Source organism: Deinococcus aerophilus, from assembly GCF_014647075.1.
GTDB classification, from domain to species: domain Bacteria; phylum Deinococcota; class Deinococci; order Deinococcales; family Deinococcaceae; genus Deinococcus; species Deinococcus aerophilus.
This window is the reverse complement of sequence record NZ_BMOM01000003.1, coordinates 137254-155246: the sequence shown is the minus strand read 5'-3', so window position 1 is coordinate 155246 and position 17993 is coordinate 137254. Positions and strand designations below refer to the sequence as shown.

Genomic DNA, 17993 nt, shown 5'->3' with positions numbered 1-17993 from the left:
ATACCGGAAGAAGTGACACAATTTGGTGACGCACCGTAGGGACAGCGGGCCGGTGGCGCGGAGGGGCGACCATGAAACGAGCGTGGATGCGGGGATTGCTGATCTCAGGTCTGCTGGTCGTGGGGCTCGCCCCCGCGCAGCGCAACGTCTCGGTGTACGGCGGCGTGTTCCAGGGGGACCAGCCGGTCCGGGTGGACGTGTACGCGCCTGCCGGCACTGCCTTTACGCTGCGGCGCGTGCTGGACCCGGCGGCCTTGTTCGCCGCCTCGCCCGACCCGCACCGTCCGGCGCTGGGTGCCAGCCCCCAGAGTGGGCCCCTGCGCACCCTGCGGCTGGCCCGGGGCGCGGGCCGCCTGGATTTTGGCCGCCTGCCCAGCGGCGTCTACACCGTGGGCACCGGGGGGCTCGCGGTCGTGGTGCTGGTGAGCAACCTGGGCCTGGTGGTCAAGCGGGACCAGACCCAGGCCCTGACCTACACCGCCGACCGCGACAGCGGCCAGACGCGGGCGGCGCGGGTGTGGGTGCTGGGACCGGGCCGGACGCCGCGTCTGGCCGGTGCGGACGGGGTGGCCCGCTTTGTGCGCACGGCTCCGGCCAGCGGTGATCAGGAAACCTTCCTGGCGCGCTTCGGCAACGACTGGGCCATCTCGGGCGCGTACTGGAACCGCTACGCTGCGCCGCTGGTGCGCGGCTACGTCTACACCGACCGGCCGGTCTACCGGCCCGGACAGCATGTGGACTTCAAGGCAGTTCTGAGACAGGCCGGCAGCCTGCAGCCGCTGGCGAATACGGCGGTGCGCGTGGTGGTCACGTCCCCGGATCAGGAAGAGGTGCTGCGCCGCACCCTGAACACCGACACCACCGGCTCGCTGAGCGGCGGGCTGGACCTGCCGGCCGGGGCCCGGCTGGGCGACTACTCCTTCGTGTTGACCCCGCAGGGCGCGGGGGGCGAGGGCCAGAGCGACGTCGGCGGCCGCTTTCAGGTGGAGGCGTACCAGAAACCCGAGTACGCCGTCACGGTCTCGCCCGACCGCCAGCGGGCGGTGCAGGGCGACAAGGTCAGTGTCCGCATCTCGGCGCGCTACCTGTTCGGCGGCAGCCTGAGCGGAGCGCGGATCAACTACAACGTGACCCGCGCTCCGTATTACCCGCCCGGCTTCGACCGCGACGCGCTGCCGCCGGACTCGGCGGGAAGCGACTACGGCTCGGATCTGGTGGTGCAGGAGGAAACGCGCCTGAACGCGGGCGGTGACCTCGACCTCACCCTGCCGCTGGCGAGGGACGCGGACGGTCAGCCGGTCAGCTACCGCATCGAGGCCGAGGTGGAGGACGAGTCACGCCGTACGGTGAGCGCGCAGACCCGGGTGATCGCCTTTCCGGCGAGCCTGAATGTCGAGGCCGAGACCGACGGCTATGTCTATGACGTGAACCAGCCGATCCGCGTGACGCTGGACACCCGCGACCTGAACGACGTGGGGCGCGCCGCGCCGGTCACGCTGGATCTGGTGCGCCAGCGCTACGACTACGACCGCCGCAAGAAGACCTGGGTCCTGAGCGAGACGCGGGTGGCCCGCCGGCAGGTTCAGACCGCTGCCAGCGGGACCGCCACCGCCACCCTCAGCGCCCCGCAGGGCGGCGGCTACCTGCTGCGCGCCAGCGTGAGGGACGCCCAGGGCCGCGTCAGCACCTTCGACAATTTCGTGTGGGTGCTCCGGCCCGGCGAGGACTACGGCTGGAACTACCGCGACCTGATGGTGCGCCTGGACCGCAAGACCTACGCGCCCGGCGACACCACCACCGTGCTGGTGGGCAATCCCACCCCCGGCGCTCCGGTGCTCGTAACCCTGGAGGGAGACCGGCTGCGGCGCTCGGCGGTGCTGCGCGGCGCGGGCGCGGTCCTGACCTACCGCTTTGCGGTCACGGCGGACATGGCCCCCAACATCTCGGTGGCGGCCACGGCGCTGGGAGGCGGCCAGCTGTACAGCAACGAGGCCCGCGTGAAGGTGCCCCGCGTGGGGGCGGCCCTGAGCGTCCGCGTTACGCCCGGCAAGGTCCACTATGCTCCCGGCGACACCGGCATCTTCAGTGTGGATGTCAGGGACGCCGGAGGTCAGGGGGTGGCGGCGGACGTGGCGCTGGGCGTGGTGGACGCAGCGATCTACCTCGTGCAGCCGGACACCAGCCCGCCCATCACCGGGGTCTTCGACGCGCCGCGTGACAACGCCGTGGGCACCGATTCCAGCCTGAACTTCTATTTCTCGCAGGTGGGCACGGTGGCCGGCTCCCCCAGGCCGATGGAGGACACGCCCGCCTTCGCCCAGAACAAGCAGGGCCGGGCCGACAGCGCCGCCAGCGCCGACCCGCTCACGCCGCGTCAGGACTTCAAGGACACCCTGCTGTGGCTGCCCCACCTGAGCACCGACGCGCAGGGCCACGCCGAGGTGGAGGTCAACTTCCCCGACAACCTGACCACCTGGGTCGCAACCGCCCGGGCCCAGACCCATGCCCCGCGCTTCGGGCAGGCGACCGCCACCACCATGACCACCCGGGACGTGGTTGCCCGGCTGAGCGTGCCTCCTTTCCTGGTGGGCGGCGATACCGTGACGCTCTCGGGACTGGTGAACAACACCCTGAATACGCCGGTGCAGGGCACGGCCACGGCCACCCTGAGGGGCCTAACTCCCCTGGGCGGCGCGGCCCTGAACCCGGCGGGCGCCGCGCTGCAGGTGGCGGCCAACGGGCGGGCGCGCACCGATCTGCGCGTGCGGGCGGGCAACGTCGGCACGGCGGACGTGACCTTCACGGCCCGCACGGCTTCCGGCAGCGACGCCCTGAAGCTGCCGCTGCCGGTCAAGGCCCGCGGCTACGAGGTCACGCAGACGGCGGTGGGCAGCGCGGCCCGGCCCAGCCTCAGCCTTAATTTGCCCGGAGACGCCAACTCCAGGACCCTGGACCTCAGCCTGAGCCTCACGCCGTCGCTGCTCTCGGCGGTGTCGCCCGCCCTGGACTACCTGGTGGGCTATCCCTACGGCTGCACCGAGCAGACCATGAGCCGCTTTCTGCCCGCGCTGCTCGCCCGGCAGACCCTGGGCCGCGCCGCCCTGCCGCCCGGGGTTCTGAAGGATCTGCCCGACATCGTGAGCTCGGGCCTCGCCCGGCTGCAGCTGTTCCAGCACGCGGACGGCGGCTGGAACTTCTGGCAGTACGACGACAGCACGCTGGAGATGAGCGCCTACGTGGTGGAGGGCCTGTTGCGGGCCCGGGCCCTGGGCGTGCGGGTGGACAACACCATGCTCGACCGTGGCCTGAAGTACCTGGCCCGCAACGCTGGCCGCCCGAAAGCGCGCCAGGCCGAGCGCGCCCGCGCCTACCGCGCCCTGGCCGACGCGGGCCGGGTCAAGGCGGACGACCTCGCCGGTTTTGCCCGCCGGGGGGACCTTGAGCCGTATGCCCTGGCCCAGACCGCTCTGGCGCTGCACCGGACCGGGCAGACGGCGGCTGCGCGCGACGTGCTCGACCGCCTCAAGGGCCGGCGCCTCGGCACGAACGGGGGCGCCCTGCTGCACTGGGAGTCCCCCCGGCGGGCCGATTCATGGTCCGGCTTCTGGGACGACAACAGCATTCAGGTCACGGCGACCGCGCTGGAGGCCCTCGCCACGCTGGAGCCGGCCAGCCCGCTGATTCCCGGCGTCTCGCAGTGGCTGCTCGCCCAGCGCCGCGGCCCACGCTGGCTCAGCACGCAGGACACCACCAGCGTCATCGTGGCGGCGCTGGCCCTGCGCCCCCCGGCCCCCACCCCCAGCGAGATCAGGGTGCTGGTGGACGGCCAGCCGGCTGGCCTCGCCACGCTCAGCGGCCAGGAGGCGGCCACCCTCAAGCTCGGGGTAGAGGGGTGGGGAGCCGGGCCACACACCGTGACGGTGCAGGGTGCGCCCTCCGGCCTGACCTTCAGCGCCCGGCTGAGCTACAGCCGCGAACCCGCCGAGCTGCGGGGCGACGCGGGCGGAGGCTTGCGCCTCAGCCGCCAGTACCAGCGTCTGGACCCGGTGTGGAACGACCGGGAGAAGCGCTACACCTACCGCCGCACCGACCTGCTGCGCGCAGGGCAGCTGCAGCCCGTGACCGTCGGCGACCTGATTCTGGTGACGCTGAGCGTGCAGCCCGTGGGCCACAGTGCCCGGTACCTGCTGGTGAGTGACCCGATTCCGGCGGGCATGCGCGCGCAGGACGAACGCAGCCTGTCCATCGCGGGACTGAAGGACGCCGACGAATACAACTGGCAGGACTGGAACTACTGGTACGCCGGGCGCGAGCTGCTGGATGACCGGGTGGACCTGTATGCCGATTTTCTTGCCGGGCCGCAGAAGATGACCTATGTGTTGCGGGCCCAGACGCCCGGCACCTTCACCGCGCTGCCCACCCACGCCTTCTTGATGTACGACCCGGACGTGGAAGGCTACGGCCCGGCGGCGACCCTGACGGTGCGCGACCGGGGGCAGTGAGGCGTGGGACGCGCGGGGCGGTGGTCCGCGGCGCTGACGCTGGTGGCGCTGTGGGCCGCGGCGCTGTATCCCACGGTGCTGTGCCCAGCACTGGCCGGACCGGTGGCCGGGGCCACCCGGGTGCAGCGGGGCGGCCTGAGCGTGAGCTACACCGACCCGCGTGACCGTCTGCAGCTGGGGGCCGTTTTCAGGGCCTGGGAGGCGGCGGTGCGCGACCTGGGGGCACTGGGGCTGTCGCCGCCTGGGCAGGTCACGCTGGAGGCGGCGGGCAGCGCGGCGGAGTTCGCGCAGCAGACCGGAAAGAGCGGCACCACCGCGGCGAGCACGCGGGGCGCGGCGATCTCCACCCAGCGGCTGACGGCCCTGGCCCAGGCCGGACGGCTGCCCGCCACGGTGCGGCACGAGGCCTTTCATACGGCCCAGCCCCCCGGTCTGCCGCGCTGGCTGGCCGAGGGGCTGGCGCGCACCTTTAGCGGCGAGGCGAGGAGTGATCCTCCGGGGCCGACCGGGCTGGCCGGCCTGAGTGGGCCCGCCCTGGACGCCCGGTTGCAGGACCGCGATCCGGCCCGCCAGCGCGCCGCCTACCTGGAAGCCACGCGGCGGGCGCAGCGGCAGGTTAAGGCGGGGGGGTGGCGGGCGGTGCTGGGCCGGCCCCCGGTCAGATGAGCCGGCAAAGACCTGTGCTGGGGGTGTGGACGCATCTGCGGTGCGGCGGTGGACGCAGGGTTCATTTCTGTCCCCGGTGGCCCAGGGTCCAGCCCACCTCTGCCGCCGCTCCATGCAAGGCGCGCAGCAGGCCGTCGCTGCTCCCCAGGCGCGCGGTGGGCAGGCTGAGGCCCAGGGCCGCCAGAACCGTGCCTCCCTCACCGCGCAGCGGCACGGCCAGACCGCTGGTGCCGGATGCCCACTCGTCGCGGCTCAGGGCGTAGCCCCCCGTGCGGATGGCGCGGGTTTCGGCAGCCCAGGCCTCGGGCGTGGTCAGCGTCTGGGGGGTGAAGGCGGGGGCGGGCCGGGGCAGGGGGCGTCCGGCCAGCGCCAGCAGCAGTTTGCCGCTCGCCGTGGCGTGGGCGGGCAGCTCGAAGTCCAGTTCGCCCGCCACCGGTGGGCCGTCCCGGCCCTGCACGCTGCGCGCCACGCACAGAATCTGGCTGTGCTCGTCGGTGTGGCTGTGCAGCACGCACAGAAAGGCCAGCAGGTGGGTGCCGCGGGCCAGACGCTCCATCGCATCATGGGCGGGGGCATACCACGGCAGGCTGCCGTACAGGGCGCTGCTCAGCTTCAGCAGCCGCCAGCCCAGCCGGTAGCGGCCCCGTCCCACCCGCACGAGCAGTCCCGCCGCCGCGAGCGTGCCCAGTTGCTCGTGCAGCGTGGAGGTCGGCTGCCCCAGGTGCCGCGCGAGCTCGCTCAGGGTCCATTCGGAGTGGTCGGCATCGAACAGCTCCAGCACGCGCACGGCGGCCTCCACGGTGGCGTGGGTGCGTGGCATCAGGGGCCGGGCGGCCCGCGCTGAATCCTGGTCTGGTTGCTGGCAGCCATCACGCCCCCAGCCTACCGCTTTGCTTTCCGCCATATCCGGAAAACTCCCCTTTCGGCCCAGGGAAAAAGGCGAAGCATGGAGGTATGACTCAGTTTCCCTCCGAGGCCCCCACCATCCGCGCTCCCCGTGGCCCGCAGCGCACCGCCCGGGGCTGGATTCAGGAAGCGGCCAAGCGCATGCTGATGAACAACCTCGATCCGGAGGTGGCCGAACATCCCCAGGATCTGGTGGTGTATGGCGGACGCGGCAAGGCGGCGCGCAACTGGGAGGCGTTCCACAAAATCGTGGAGACGCTCGACCGGCTGGACAACGACGAGACGCTGCTGATTCAGTCGGGCAAGCCGGTGGCTGTGTTAAAAACACACGAGTGGGCGCCGCGCGTGATCCTCGCCAACAGCAACCTCGTGCCCCACTGGGCGACCTGGGAGGAGTTTGACCGGCTGGATCAGGCGGGCCTGATGATGTACGGCCAGATGACGGCCGGAAGCTGGATCTACATCGGCACGCAGGGCATCCTGCAGGGCACCTACGAGACGTTTGCGGGCGCGGCGGACAAGCATTTTGGCGGCAGCCTGAAGGGCACCATTACCGTCACCGCCGGGCTGGGCGGCATGGGGGGCGCGCAGCCGCTGGCGGTCAAGCTGGCCGGGGGCGTGAGCATTACCGTGGAGGTGGACCCCACCCGCATTCAGAAGCGCTTGGTCACCCGATATCTGGACGAGGTGGCCGACAACCTCGAAGACGCCATCAAACGCGCTGAAGGGTACAGGTCGGCGGGGGAGGCCCGCTCCATCGGGCTGCTGGGCAACGCCGCCGAGGTCATTCCCCGGCTGGTGGACCTGAACTGGACCCCGGATCTGATCACCGACCAGACCAGCGCGCACGACCCGATGTGGGGCTACCTGCCGGTCACCACACCGGATGAGGACGCCGCCACGTTGCGCAGCGAGCATCCCGAAGCGTACCGGGCACGCGCCTACGACGCGATGGCCGCCCACGTCCGCGCCATCCTGGAGCTTCAGAAACGCGGCGCCGTGGCCTTCGATTACGGCAACAACCTGCGCCAGCGGGCCAGGGAGGCGGGCGTGGAGGACGCCTTTGCCTACCCTGGCTTCGTTCCTGCCTTTATCCGCGACTCGTTCTGCGAGGGGCGCGGACCGTTTCGCTGGGTGGCTCTGTCCGGCGATCCGGAGGACATCTACGCGACCGACCGGGCCCTGCTCGACCTGTTTCCCCACGATCAGCGCCTGCAGGCTTGGCTGACCTACGCCGCCGACCAGATCGCCTTTCAGGGCCTACCCGCCCGCATCTGCTGGCTGGGCTACCGCGAGCGCGATCAGGCCGCGCGGCTGTTTAACGAGATGGTGGCCGATGGCCGCCTGAAGGCTCCCATCGTGATCGGGCGCGACCATCTGGATGCGGGCAGTGTCGCCAGCCCCTACCGCGAGACGGAGGCCATGCTGGACGGCAGCGACGCGGTAAGCGACTGGCCGCTGCTGAATTTCGGCGTGGGCATCGCCTCGGGCGCGGCGTGGATGAGCTTTCATCACGGCGGCGGCGTGGGCCTGGGCTTTAGCCAGCACTCTGGGCTGGTGGCCCTGGCCGACGGCACCCCGGAAGCGGCCCAGCGCCTGAGCCGCTGCCTGACCAATGACCCGGCCATGGGTGTGCTGCGCCACGCCGACGCCGGCTATGAGCGGGCGCAGGACGTGGCGCGGGAGCGCGGGCTGGACCTGCCGAGCCTGGGGATTGAGGACCGGCCGTGAGCCAGCCGACCCATCTGCCCTACGCCGGCATTCCCACCTTTGCCCGCGCGCCCCTGATGCAGCCGGACGGTGATTGGACGGCGGATGTGGCGGTGCTCGGCATTCCCTTCGACATCGCGCTGGGCTTTCGCCCCGGCGCACGCTTTGCGCCGCGTGCCCTGCGGGAAGCCAGCCTGCGCTGTGTGCCGCCGTTCACCGATCTGAACGGCGTGACCCGGCTAAAGGACGTGACTTTTGCCGACGCCGGGGATGTGGTGCTGCCCTCGCTGGAGCCGGAGCTGGCACGCGAACGCATCACGCGGGCGGCGCAGCAGGTGAAGGATCGTTGCCGCCTCCCCGTCTTTCTGGGCGGCGACCACAGCGTGACCTTTCCGCTGCTGCGGGCCTTCCACGATCAGCCGGACCTGCACGTCATCCAGCTGGACGCCCACCTGGACTTCACCGACATCCGCAACGACACGCGCTACAGCAATTCCAGTCCCTTCCGGCGGGCCGCCGAGGAACTGCCCAACCTCGTTCACATCACCACCATCGGCCTGCGCGGGCTGCGGCATGACCCGGAAGCGGTGGCGGCGGCGCGGGCACGCGGGCACACGCTGGTGCCGATGACAGACATCGAGGCCCACTTCACGCAGATCGTGGAGGCGCTGCCCCCGGACCGCCCGGTGTATCTCAGCGTGGATGTGGACGCCCTGGATCCCGCCGTGCTGCCCGGTACGAGCAGTCCGGAACCCGACGGCTTTTCGTACGCGCTGGCCCTGCGCGTGATCGCGGCACTGGCCCGCCGTCATCAGATTCTTGCGCTGGATGTGGTGGAACTGGCTCCCTCCCTGGATCCCACCGGGCGCAGCGAACTGCTTGCGGCGCGGCTGATCATGGAGACGCTGTGTGAGGTGTTCCATGACTGAAACGCTGTTTACCGGAATCTCTCAGCTCGTCACTCCCTCCCCAGGGCCCCAGCGTGGCGCGGCCATGCGCGAATTGACGGTGATTGAAAACGCCGCTCTGCTGGTCCGCGACGGTGTGATCGCCTGGGTGGGACCCGCCGGGGAAGCTCTCGCGGCCACCGAACCCTACGATCTGGGCGGTGTGGCCGTCGTGCCCGGTCTGGTGGACCCCCATACCCACGCGGTCTGGGCCGGGGACCGGCTGGCAGACTTCGAGGCCCGCTCGGTGGGCGTGCCCTACGAACGCATCCTGGCCGGGGGCGGCGGCATCCGCTCCAGCATCCGGGCGACGGCACAGGCGTCGGTGGAGGAACTGAGTGCGCTGGCCCGTCCGCGGCTGACCGCCCTGCAGCAGTCCGGCGCGACCACCACCGAAATCAAGAGCGGGTACGGCCTGGATTTTGAGGCCGAGCTGCGGATGCTGCGGGCGATCCGCGCTCTGGGACGCGGGTTTTCGGTGGTGCCCACCCTGCTGATTCACATTCCGCCCACCGAGGGCCGGGAGGCCTACGTGCGCGGTGTCTGCGAGACGCTGATTCCCGAGGTCGCAGCCGGCCAGCTCGCCACCGCCGTGGACGTGTTCTGCGAAGTGGAGGCGTTCTCGGTGGAGGAGACCCGGCAGATCTTCACGGCGGCGCACGCGCACGGCCTGCGGCTCAAACTTCACGCCGACCAGTTCCATGCCCTGGGCGGCACCGAACTCGCCTGTGGGGTGGGGGCGCTGAGCGTGGACCATCTGGAGGCCAGCGGGACCCCACAGATCGCGGCGCTGGCGGCGTCCGGCACGGTGGCCACCATCCTGCCGGGGGTCACGCTGCATCTGGGGCTCCCCGCCGCGCCGGGGCGCGCGCTGATCGATGCGGGCGCGGCTGTGGCGGTGGGCACCGATCTGAATCCGGGCAGCGCGCCGCTGTTCAGCACGCAGCTGGCCCTGGCCCTGGCGGTGCGCCTGAATGGTCTGACCCCCGCCGAGGCCCTGACCGCCGCCACCGTCAACGCCGCCGCCGCGCTGGGCCTGCGGGACCGGGGAGCCCTGAGCGTGGGCCTGCGCGCCGATTTCCTGGCCCTGCGCGGCCCGGACTGGCGGGAACTGCCGTATGCGCTGGGCATGAACCCAGTGCGGGATGTCTTTGTGGAAGGAGTGAAACCATGATTCTTGACCGGAGCCTGTCCCTGCAGGAGTTTATTCGTGTGGTGCGCGGCGGCGAGGGCGTGGAACTCGCGCCGGCGGCCACCACCCGCATCCGCGCTGCGCGGGCGGTGATCGAGCGCATCGTGGAGGGTGGAGCGGCGGTGTACGGCGTCAACACCGGTTTTGGCAAGTTTGCCAGTGTCCGGGTGGGCAACGATGAACTGCAGCAGCTGCAGTACAACCTGATCGTGTCGCATGCCATCGGGGTGGGCGAGGCGCTGCCCGCCGAGGTGGTGCGCGGCATGATGCTGTTGCGGGCGGTCTCGCTGTGCCAGGGCCACTCGGGAGTGCGTCCGAAAGTCGTGGAACTGCTGCTCGCCCTGCTGAACGCGGGGGCGCATCCGGTGGTGCCCGCGCAGGGCAGCGTGGGCGCGTCGGGCGATCTCGCGCCGCTGGCACATCTGGCGCTCGCATTGATTGGCCTGGGAGACATGGAATACCAGGGAGAGGTGCGCCCCGCCGCCGAGGTGCTGGCCGCGCTGAAGCTCACCCCGCTGACCCTGCAGGCCAAGGAAGGCCTCGCCCTGATCAACGGCACGCAGCTGATGGGCAGCGTGCTGGGACTGGCCCTCGCGGACGCCCGCACGCTGCTGGGCACCGCCAACCTGGCGGCGGCCATGACCGTCGAGGCCCTGTACGGCTCGCATCAGCCGTTCCGTGCCGATCTGGTGGGCCTGCGTCCACATCCCGGCGCTCTGGCGGTGGCCGGGGAGATCCGCCACTTTCTGCGGGACTCCGAGATCGCGCCCAGCCACGCCGAATGCGGCAAGGTCCAGGACCCGTACTCGCTGCGTGCCGTGCCGCAGGTTCACGGCGCGACCCATGACGCGCTGGAGCAGGCCGCCCGCGTGCTGGACACCGAATTCGCCTCGGTCACCGACAATCCGCTGGTGTTTCCGGAAACGGGCGAGGTGGTGTCCGGTGGCAACTTCCACGGGCAGCCGCTGGCGCTGACCGCCGACGCCCTGAAGGTGGCTGTGGCCGAGCTGGGCAGCGTCAGCGAGCGCCGCTGCGAACAGCTGCTCAATCCTGCCCTCAGCGGTCTGCCGGGGTTTCTGGCCGCGCACGGGGGGCTGAACAGCGGCCTGATGATCGCGCAGTACACGGCGGCGGCCCTGGTCAGCGAGAACAAGGTCCTGGCGCACCCCGCCAGCGTGGACAGCATTCCCACCAGCGCGAACCAGGAAGACCATGTGAGCATGGGCGCGCACGGGGCACGTCAGCTGCGTCAGATTCTGGGGCATGTCCAGACCGTGGTGAGCATCGAGCTGCTGTGCGCGGCCCAGGCGCTGGACTTCCAGAAGCTTCGTGCCGGCACAGGCGTGCAGGCCGCCTACGAACGCATCCGGGAGGTGGTCCCCCCCCTGGAGGAGGACCGCTACTACCGCCCCGATCTGCTGCGGCTGCGGGAACTGGTGGCCGGGGGCGAGCTGCTCATTCGGGCGCAGGAGGGCTGAGCGTCCGGCACACATGGACGCTCCTTCAGCCCACCCGTCTAGAGGACTCAGGAAGGTGCGTTAAACTACAGGTCTCAACGTGCTTTTCTCGCCCGCTCTGGAGGCCCCTGCCATGACCACCCTGGAAGAACTCATGAACGCCCCCGCCCCGGCCTCGACCTGGGTGCTGGAACGGGACTGCCAGGAAACCGGTCTGGACCCGCAGGACATCCGCGACGAGATGGCCCGGCGTATCCGTGAGATGAGAAACTGCATCGAGCGCGGCCTGAACAGCGACGCCCGGAGCATCACCGGTATGGTGGGCTGGAACGCCAAGGGGCTGTGGGACGCCCCCGACGCCCTGAACGCCCCGCTGATCCGCCGGGTACAGGCCTACGCGATGGCGGTCAACGAGGAAAATGCCCGCATGGGCCGCATCGTTGCCGCGCCCACGGCGGGCAGTGCGGGCACCATTCCGGGGGCGCTGCTGGGGGTGGCCGACCACCTCGGGATTCCCGATGAACAGCTGGTGGACCCCATGATCCTGGCCGCCGGGGTGGGCAAGGCCATCAGCAAGCGCATGTTCATTTCCGGCGCGGCGGGTGGCTGTCAGGCCGAGATCGGTTCCAGCGCCGCAATGGCCGCCGCCGCCGTCGTGGAACTGCTGGGCGGCACGCCCCGCGCCGCCGTGCAGGCCGCGAGCATGGCCCTCATGAACACCATCGGACTGGTCTGTGACCCGGTGGGCGGGTACGTGGAGGTGCCGTGCGTCAGCCGCAACGCCTTCTACGCCGTTCACGCCGTCAGCGCGGCGCAACTCGCGCTGGCACAGCTGGAATCCTTTATCCCCCCCGACGAGGTGCTGGGCGCGATGGCCTCGGTGGGCCGCATGATGCCCGCCGAGCTGCGCGAAACGGCCGAGGGCGGGCTGGCACAGACGCCGACGGGTCTGGCGGTCACGGCCCGCATGGAGGGCAAGGGCAAGGACGGCGGCCCGAGCATGATCGAATTGCCGATGGCGTAAAGCCAACTGACCGGGACGGCGAGTGGACCTGTTCCCTCGCCGCCCCGATCCTGTCAGACCGTTCGGGTGGCAGACGGGCAGGTGGGACCGCTGGCCTCTTCACTTCAGGATTTCAGACCCGGATGCTCAACCCCAGCGCGTCCTGCAACTCGGCGTGCGAGGCCAGGATTCTTTCTGCGCCCGCTGCTCGCAGCGCCGCCGCGCCGCTGGGGTGAACGTGGCCGCCCGCGAGCAGCCCCCAGGCGGTGGCTCCGGCGGCGACCCCGGCGCTCAGGCCAGTCACGCTGTCCTCGATCACCACGCAGCGGGTGATGTCTGCGCCCAGCTGTGCGGCGGCGTAGGCGTACAGATCGGGGGCGGGTTTGCCGCGGCCCCCGACGTGCGCCGGGTCGTAGGCGTGGGTGCCCACCAGCGCCGCCAGTCCCGAGGCCTCCAGCTTGCGGCTCAGGCGACCGCGCAGGCTGTTGCTCGCCACCGCGAAGGGAAGTCCCGCCTCACGCAGGGCCCTCAGGGTCTGCGCGGCCCCTTCGATGGCCGGTGTGGTTCCGAAGGCGGCGTACAAACGGGCGTCCAGTTCCGGAACGAAGGTTTCTGGCTGGCTCCAGCTGTGGTCGCGCCGCAACCACTCAAAGAGGACCGCGTGTGTGCTGCCCACCGCCTGGGCCATGAAGGTTGACTGGTCCAGCTCCAGCCCATGTTCGGCCAGCAGCTCGACCCAGACGGTGCTCGCTGCGAGTTCGCTGTCCACCAGCACACCGTCCAGATCAAAGAGGACGGCCTCAAAGCCACGTTCCAGCATCAGACGTCGCTCTCGGGGCCGTGTTCCCAGCCCGCCAGGATGTGGATGTGGGTGTGGAACACCACCTGTCCGCCCTTCTTGCCGGAGTTGACGAGCAGGCGGTAGTCGTCGGCGTGTTGCCGCGCCACCTTCACGGCGGTCAGCCACAGCCGGCCCATTTCCCCGGCATCGGTGATCTCGTCCAGGCGGGCACTGACCCGTTTGGGAATCACCAGCAGATGAATGGGGGCTTTGGGGGCGATGTCGCGGATGGCGATGTACCCGTCGTCCTCATACACGATGTCGCTGGGAATCTCGCGGGTGATGATGCGCTCGAACAGGGTGGGGGAGGCGGTCATGCGCCCACTGTACCCACTGGCCCCGGCAGAACCCGGTCTTTATGCGACATTCATCTTTGGCGGGCGGGTGATCCAGTCGGGCCCAGGACGCATATAGCCCTATGAATCCGGGGGCGGCCACCCAGCGGGCGGCTGCTTCCACTTCATCCCCGATCCCCTTTCCGGACCCGTCCGCGTGGCGTGTCCACGCCCCCTCGCTGTTTCAAGGAGTTTCCCCATGAGCCACGACACCGATCAGAACACCATGCCCGTTACCCCCGAACTTGCTCCCCTGAACCGCCGCGCCGCACTGGGCTTTCTCGGCAAGGCGGGCCTGGGCATGGCCGCGCTGGGCCTGAGCGCCCCGGCCCTGGCCGCACCTGCCAAGAACATTGACGGCGACGTGCTGAACTTCGCCCTGAACCTGGAATACCTGGAAGCCGCCTTCTACCTCGCGGCGGTGGGCCGTGTGGACGAACTGCGGGCCATCGGTGGCGGCGCAGAGATCCGTCTGCCGGCCGGTCTGGACCCCAAGCGCGGCATGCAGTTCAAAGACAGCAATGTGCAGGCGCTCGCCAACGACATCGCCGAGGATGAGCTGGCCCACGTCAAGTTCCTGCACGGCGCGCTGGGCAAGGGCGCGGCCATGCGTCCGGTGCTGGACCTGAACGGCGCGTTCCGGGCGGCGGGCAACGCGGCCTCGGGCGGCGCGATCACGGGCTTCAACCCCTACGCCAATGACCTGTTCTTCCTGCACGGCGCCTTTATTTTCGAGGACGTGGGCGTGACCGCGTATGCCGGCGCGGCGACCCTGATCACCAACCCCGCCTACCTGCAGGCGGCGGCGGGCATTCTGGCCGTGGAGGCCTACCACGGCGGCGCGATCCGCACCATGCTCTACCAGCAGCGCCAGATCACGGCGGCGGCGGGGCTGTACGTGGGCCAGGTCGTGCAGGCCATCAGCAACCTGCGCGGCAAGGTCGGCGGCGGCAAGGACCAGGGCCTGAGCGACAATGCGGGCCGCGCGGTGATCGCGCCCGCCGACAGCAATGGGGTGGCCTTCGGGCGCAGCACCCGCGAGGTGCTGAACATCGTCTACCTGGCCCCCGGCGCGAACAAGGGCGGCTTTTACCCCAACGGTCTGAACGGCAGCATCAAGTAAGTCCCTGCCCAAAGGGAGCGGCCCGGCATACGTTGCCGGGCCGCTCCTGTTTTGTTGTCCGGCACGCTACCCTGCCGGACATGTCGTCCCTGACCGCTGCCGACCTGCACGCGGCCGCCCTGCAGACCCTGACGCCGCAGCCATCGCTGCAGGCGGCGCTGGACACCCTGGGCTTTGTGCAGGCTGATCCCATCCGTGCGCCGGCCCGCGCCCAGGACCTGACCCTGATGGCCCGCGTGCCCGGTTACCAGGCAGGAGAGCTGGAACGGCGGTATCCCGAGCTGGACGCCGAGGAGGATATGATTCCCAATTACGGCTTCGTCACGCGGGGGGTTCAGGCGCTGCTGCACCCGCGTGAGGTGGAGCCGGGCCGGGTCGAGCGTGAGCATCCTGGCCTGCTGGAGGAAGTGCGCCGCGTGCTCGCCGAACGCGAGGAACTGCACCCGCGTGATCTGGCCACAGCACTGGGCCGGGGCCGCACGGTCAACGCCTGGGGAGGGCAGTCCAGCGCCACCACCCGCGTGCTGGGGGCGCTGCACCACGCCGGTGAGGCCCGCGTGACCCGCCGGGTGGGCGGTGTGCGGCTGTACGGTCCCGCGCCCCACCTGCGTGCCCTGCGCGCCGCGCCCCTGCCCGAGGAGGAGCGTCTGCGCCGCACGGTTCACCTGCTCGCCGCGCTGTACGGACCGCTGCCCGAGGCCAGTCTGGGGTACCTGATCACCCTGTCGCGCTTCGGCTTTCCGCACCTGCACCGTCCGCTGCGGGCGGCTTTCCGGCGGGCCGTGCAGGAGGAACTCGCGGGCGCGGTGGTTGACGGCCTGCGGTATGTCTGGCCGGCTGCATGGAGCCTGAGCGACCTGCCGGCGCCGCGCGGCGTGCGCATCGTGGGGCCCTTTGACCCGCTGGTCTGGGACCGCCGCCGGTTTGAACACCTGCACGGCTGGCCCTACCGTTTCGAGGCGTACACGCCCGCCGAGCGGCGCACCCTGGGCTACTACGCCCTGCCGGTCTTTCATGCGGGAAAGGCGGTGGGCTGGGTCAACCTGACGGTGAGGGGCTCAGAGCTCGACGCCGATGTGGGGTTCATTCCCGGGTTCCGTCAGACCGCCGCTTTCCGCAGGCAGCTGGAGGGCGAACTCGACTGCTACCGCACCTTCCTGACGGTGTCCCCTTGACCGGCGCCTTCCTGACCGCGCCTTGAGCCGGCGGGTGAGGGGGGGGGCGGGTAGAGTGACATGTGTGAAGTGTGTAATGCACTCTGGGCGGTATGCTGACCGGTGATATGAGCGACAGAACCTATTTTGGCACCGACGGTGTGCGTGCGGTGGCCGGCGAATTTCCGCTGACGCCCGCCTGGGTGATGACCCTGGGCGCGGCGGCGGGCGAGGTGCTGATGCGCCGCTCGCAGACGGGCCGGGTCAGCGTGGTGATCGGCAAGGACACCCGCCAGAGCGGGGACATGCTGGAAGCGGCGCTGGCCGCGGGCCTGACGGGCCGGGGAGTGGACGTGATCCACGTGGGTGTGCTGCCCACCCCCGGCGTCAGTTACCTCACGCGGCACCTCTCGGCGGATGCGGGCGTGGTGATCAGCGCGTCCCACAACCCCTACGAGGACAACGGCATCAAGTTCTTTGGCGCAGACGGCCAGAAGCTCAGCGACGCCACCGAACACGAGATCGAGGCGGCCATTGACGAGGTGGCCCGCCTGCGCCCGGTGACCGGCACCGACCTGGGCAGCGTGACCAACTACACCGAAGCCGAGCGGCTGTATATCCAGTACCTGAGTGCCCTGGCCCCCGACCTGAGTGGCCTGAAGATCGCGCTGGACTGTGCCAACGGCGCGGCCTACCGGGTGGCCCCGCGCGTCTTTCAGGCGGCGGGTGCGGACGTGTTCGCGGTGTACACCACGCCCGACGGACGCAACATTAACCGCAACTGCGGCAGCACCCACATGGACCACCTGCAGACCATTGTCCGCAACGGCGAGTATGACCTGGGAATCGCCTTTGACGGCGACGCGGACCGCGCCCTGTTCGTGGACTCGCGCGGCAACGTGGTTCACGGCGACCACATGCTGCTGCTCAATGCGCGCGCGCGCGGCGAACGGGCGGTGGTGGCCACCATCATGTCCAATATGGCGCTGGAAGTGAAGCTGCAGGAAACGGGCATTCCGCTGGAGCGCACCGCTGTGGGAGACCGTTATGTCCACGAGCGTCTGCACAGCCAGGGGCTGCAACTCGGGGGCGAGCAGAGCGGCCACATCCTGTTCCTGGACCTGTCGCCCACCGGAGACGGCGTGCTGACCGCCCTGCTGACCCTGGCGAGCATGAAGACGCTGGACACCACCCTCGACGCGCTGTTCGATGAGCTGACCATGTACCCCCAGACCCTGGTCAATGTGCGGGTGGGAGACAAGAAGGCCATCGCGCGGGACGAAACCGTGCAGCTGGCCGTGTCCCGCGCCGAGGCCCAGCTTTCGGGCAAGGGCCGGGTCAACCTGCGTCCCAGCGGCACGGAGAACCTGATCCGGGTGATGGTGGAAGGTCAGGACGCCGCCGAGATCCACGAGATTGCCCGCGTGCTTGCCGGCGTGGTCGAGGAGCGCGGTCTGCTCACGGCGTCTGCCTCCGCAACTTCCTGAGAGGCCGGTTCCGGCAGGCGCCGTCAGGTTGAGGTCGGGAACCCCGGTTAGGGTGGCAGGGCCGGCAGAGTGTTGCGTGTGCCTTCCCGCCCTAATGGTCTGGTCCGCTGGCCTGACCCCGGCTCTCATTCTCGGTCGCCACAATCCTTTTCAGGAGGAACACCCATGAACAAAAACCATCTGATCACTGCCGCGCTGTTCGGTACGCTGGCCGCCCCGGCGCTGGCCCAGAACTCGCCCCTGAAACTGACCGCCTCGACCCTGCTCGTTACCGAGGTCAAGGAGGACGGCAAGACGGTCGAGAAACTCACGGACACCGCCAACCGGGGCGTGACTCCCGGCAGCCTGTTGCAGCTGCAGCAGCGCGCCGAGAATGTCAGCACCTCCACCGTACGCGGCCTGAAACTCAGCATGGCTGTGCCGGCGGCGACCGCCTTTATCGGACAGCAGTGCAACGTGCCGGATGTCAAGGCGCTGTTCAGCATCGACGGCAAGTCCTTCGCCGCCGAGCCGCTCAAGAAGTTCGTGACCGTGACCGAGAACGGCAAGGACGTGAAAAAGGAAGTTACCGTCAATCCCAGCGACTACACCCACGTCCGCTGGCAGCTGCCGGACCTCAAGGCGGGACAGACCGCCGTGTGCTTTATCCGCACCCGCGTGAAGTAAACAT

Annotated in this window: 14 protein-coding genes; 11 read left to right on the top strand and 3 right to left on the bottom strand. The window is 70.0% G+C overall.

The window, feature by feature from the left end; genetic code table 11:
• Positions 1 to 71: 71 nt before the first annotated feature.
• Positions 72 to 4502 carry an alpha-2-macroglobulin family protein gene (locus IEY21_RS03190; protein WP_188901270.1) on the top strand — a complete coding sequence of 1477 codons (4431 nt, stop codon included), beginning with the start codon at positions 72 to 74 and terminating at the stop codon, positions 4500 to 4502.
• Between the two features lie 3 nt (positions 4503 to 4505).
• On the top strand, positions 4506 to 5168 hold the full coding sequence (locus tag IEY21_RS03185; protein WP_188901268.1) for a hypothetical protein: 663 nt from the start codon (positions 4506 to 4508) through the stop codon (positions 5166 to 5168).
• Positions 5169 to 5229: 61 nt separating this feature from the next.
• Here IEY21_RS03185 and IEY21_RS03180 read toward each other — a convergent pair whose 3' ends face one another.
• The gene (locus IEY21_RS03180; protein WP_188901266.1) at positions 5230 to 5988 is read right to left on the bottom strand and encodes an IclR family transcriptional regulator; all 759 of its coding nucleotides are present in this window, start codon (positions 5986 to 5988) and stop codon (positions 5230 to 5232) included.
• 134 nt (positions 5989 to 6122) lie between these two features.
• Between IEY21_RS03180 and hutU the strand changes: the two genes are divergently transcribed.
• The 5 genes from hutU to sdaAA all read left to right on the top strand — a co-directional run bounded on the left by hutU (position 6123) and on the right by sdaAA (position 12404).
• Positions 6123 to 7805: a urocanate hydratase gene (gene hutU, locus IEY21_RS03175; RefSeq protein WP_188901264.1), complete on the top strand. Its 1683-nt coding sequence runs from the start codon at positions 6123 to 6125 to the stop codon at positions 7803 to 7805.
• Complete coding sequence (locus IEY21_RS03170) at positions 7802 to 8713, top strand: arginase family protein (RefSeq protein ID WP_188901262.1); 912 nt, start codon at positions 7802 to 7804, stop codon at positions 8711 to 8713. Before hutU ends, IEY21_RS03170 begins: the two co-directional genes overlap by 4 nt.
• Positions 8706 to 9905: an imidazolonepropionase gene (gene hutI / locus IEY21_RS03165; RefSeq protein ID WP_188901260.1), complete on the top strand. Its 1200-nt coding sequence runs from the start codon at positions 8706 to 8708 to the stop codon at positions 9903 to 9905. Before IEY21_RS03170 ends, hutI begins: the two co-directional genes overlap by 8 nt.
• Positions 9902 to 11401, top strand: a complete 1500-nt coding sequence (gene hutH / locus IEY21_RS03160; RefSeq protein ID WP_188901258.1) for a histidine ammonia-lyase — start codon at positions 9902 to 9904, stop codon at positions 11399 to 11401. Before hutI ends, hutH begins: the two co-directional genes overlap by 4 nt.
• A 112-nt stretch (positions 11402 to 11513) precedes the next feature.
• On the top strand, positions 11514 to 12404 hold the full coding sequence (gene sdaAA, locus IEY21_RS03155; protein ID WP_188901256.1) for an L-serine ammonia-lyase, iron-sulfur-dependent, subunit alpha: 891 nt from the start codon (positions 11514 to 11516) through the stop codon (positions 12402 to 12404).
• Between the two features lie 112 nt (positions 12405 to 12516).
• On the opposite strand, the gene IEY21_RS03150 is transcribed toward sdaAA, so the two are convergent.
• Together IEY21_RS03150 and IEY21_RS03145 are read right to left on the bottom strand one after the other, a co-directional pair.
• Positions 12517 to 13203 carry an HAD family hydrolase gene (locus IEY21_RS03150; RefSeq protein ID WP_188901254.1) on the bottom strand — a complete coding sequence of 229 codons (687 nt, stop codon included), beginning with the start codon at positions 13201 to 13203 and terminating at the stop codon, positions 12517 to 12519.
• Positions 13203 to 13541 (bottom strand): histidine triad nucleotide-binding protein, encoded by a 339-nt coding sequence (locus tag IEY21_RS03145; protein ID WP_188901252.1) that lies wholly within the window; start codon positions 13539 to 13541, stop codon positions 13203 to 13205. The genes IEY21_RS03150 and IEY21_RS03145 overlap by 1 nt, the downstream gene beginning before the upstream one ends.
• Positions 13542 to 13758: 217 nt before the next feature.
• Here IEY21_RS03145 and IEY21_RS03140 point away from each other — a divergent pair, with 217 nt between their 5' ends.
• The 4 genes from IEY21_RS03140 to IEY21_RS03125 all read left to right on the top strand — a co-directional run bounded on the left by IEY21_RS03140 (position 13759) and on the right by IEY21_RS03125 (position 17989).
• Entirely contained in the window at positions 13759 to 14682 is a 924-nt protein-coding gene (locus tag IEY21_RS03140) for a ferritin-like domain-containing protein (protein ID WP_188901250.1), read from the top strand.
• Between the two features lie 80 nt (positions 14683 to 14762).
• A complete protein-coding gene (locus tag IEY21_RS03135; protein ID WP_188901248.1) occupies positions 14763 to 15857 on the top strand; it encodes a DNA glycosylase AlkZ-like family protein in 1095 nt (364 codons plus the stop codon).
• Between the two features lie 107 nt (positions 15858 to 15964).
• Complete coding sequence (gene glmM / locus IEY21_RS03130) at positions 15965 to 17323, top strand: phosphoglucosamine mutase (RefSeq protein ID WP_188901246.1); 1359 nt, start codon at positions 15965 to 15967, stop codon at positions 17321 to 17323.
• A gap of 165 nt (positions 17324 to 17488) precedes the next feature.
• Positions 17489 to 17989, top strand: a complete 501-nt coding sequence (locus IEY21_RS03125) for a hypothetical protein (protein WP_188901244.1) — start codon at positions 17489 to 17491, stop codon at positions 17987 to 17989.
• The last annotated feature ends 4 nt before the right edge of the window (positions 17990 to 17993 follow it).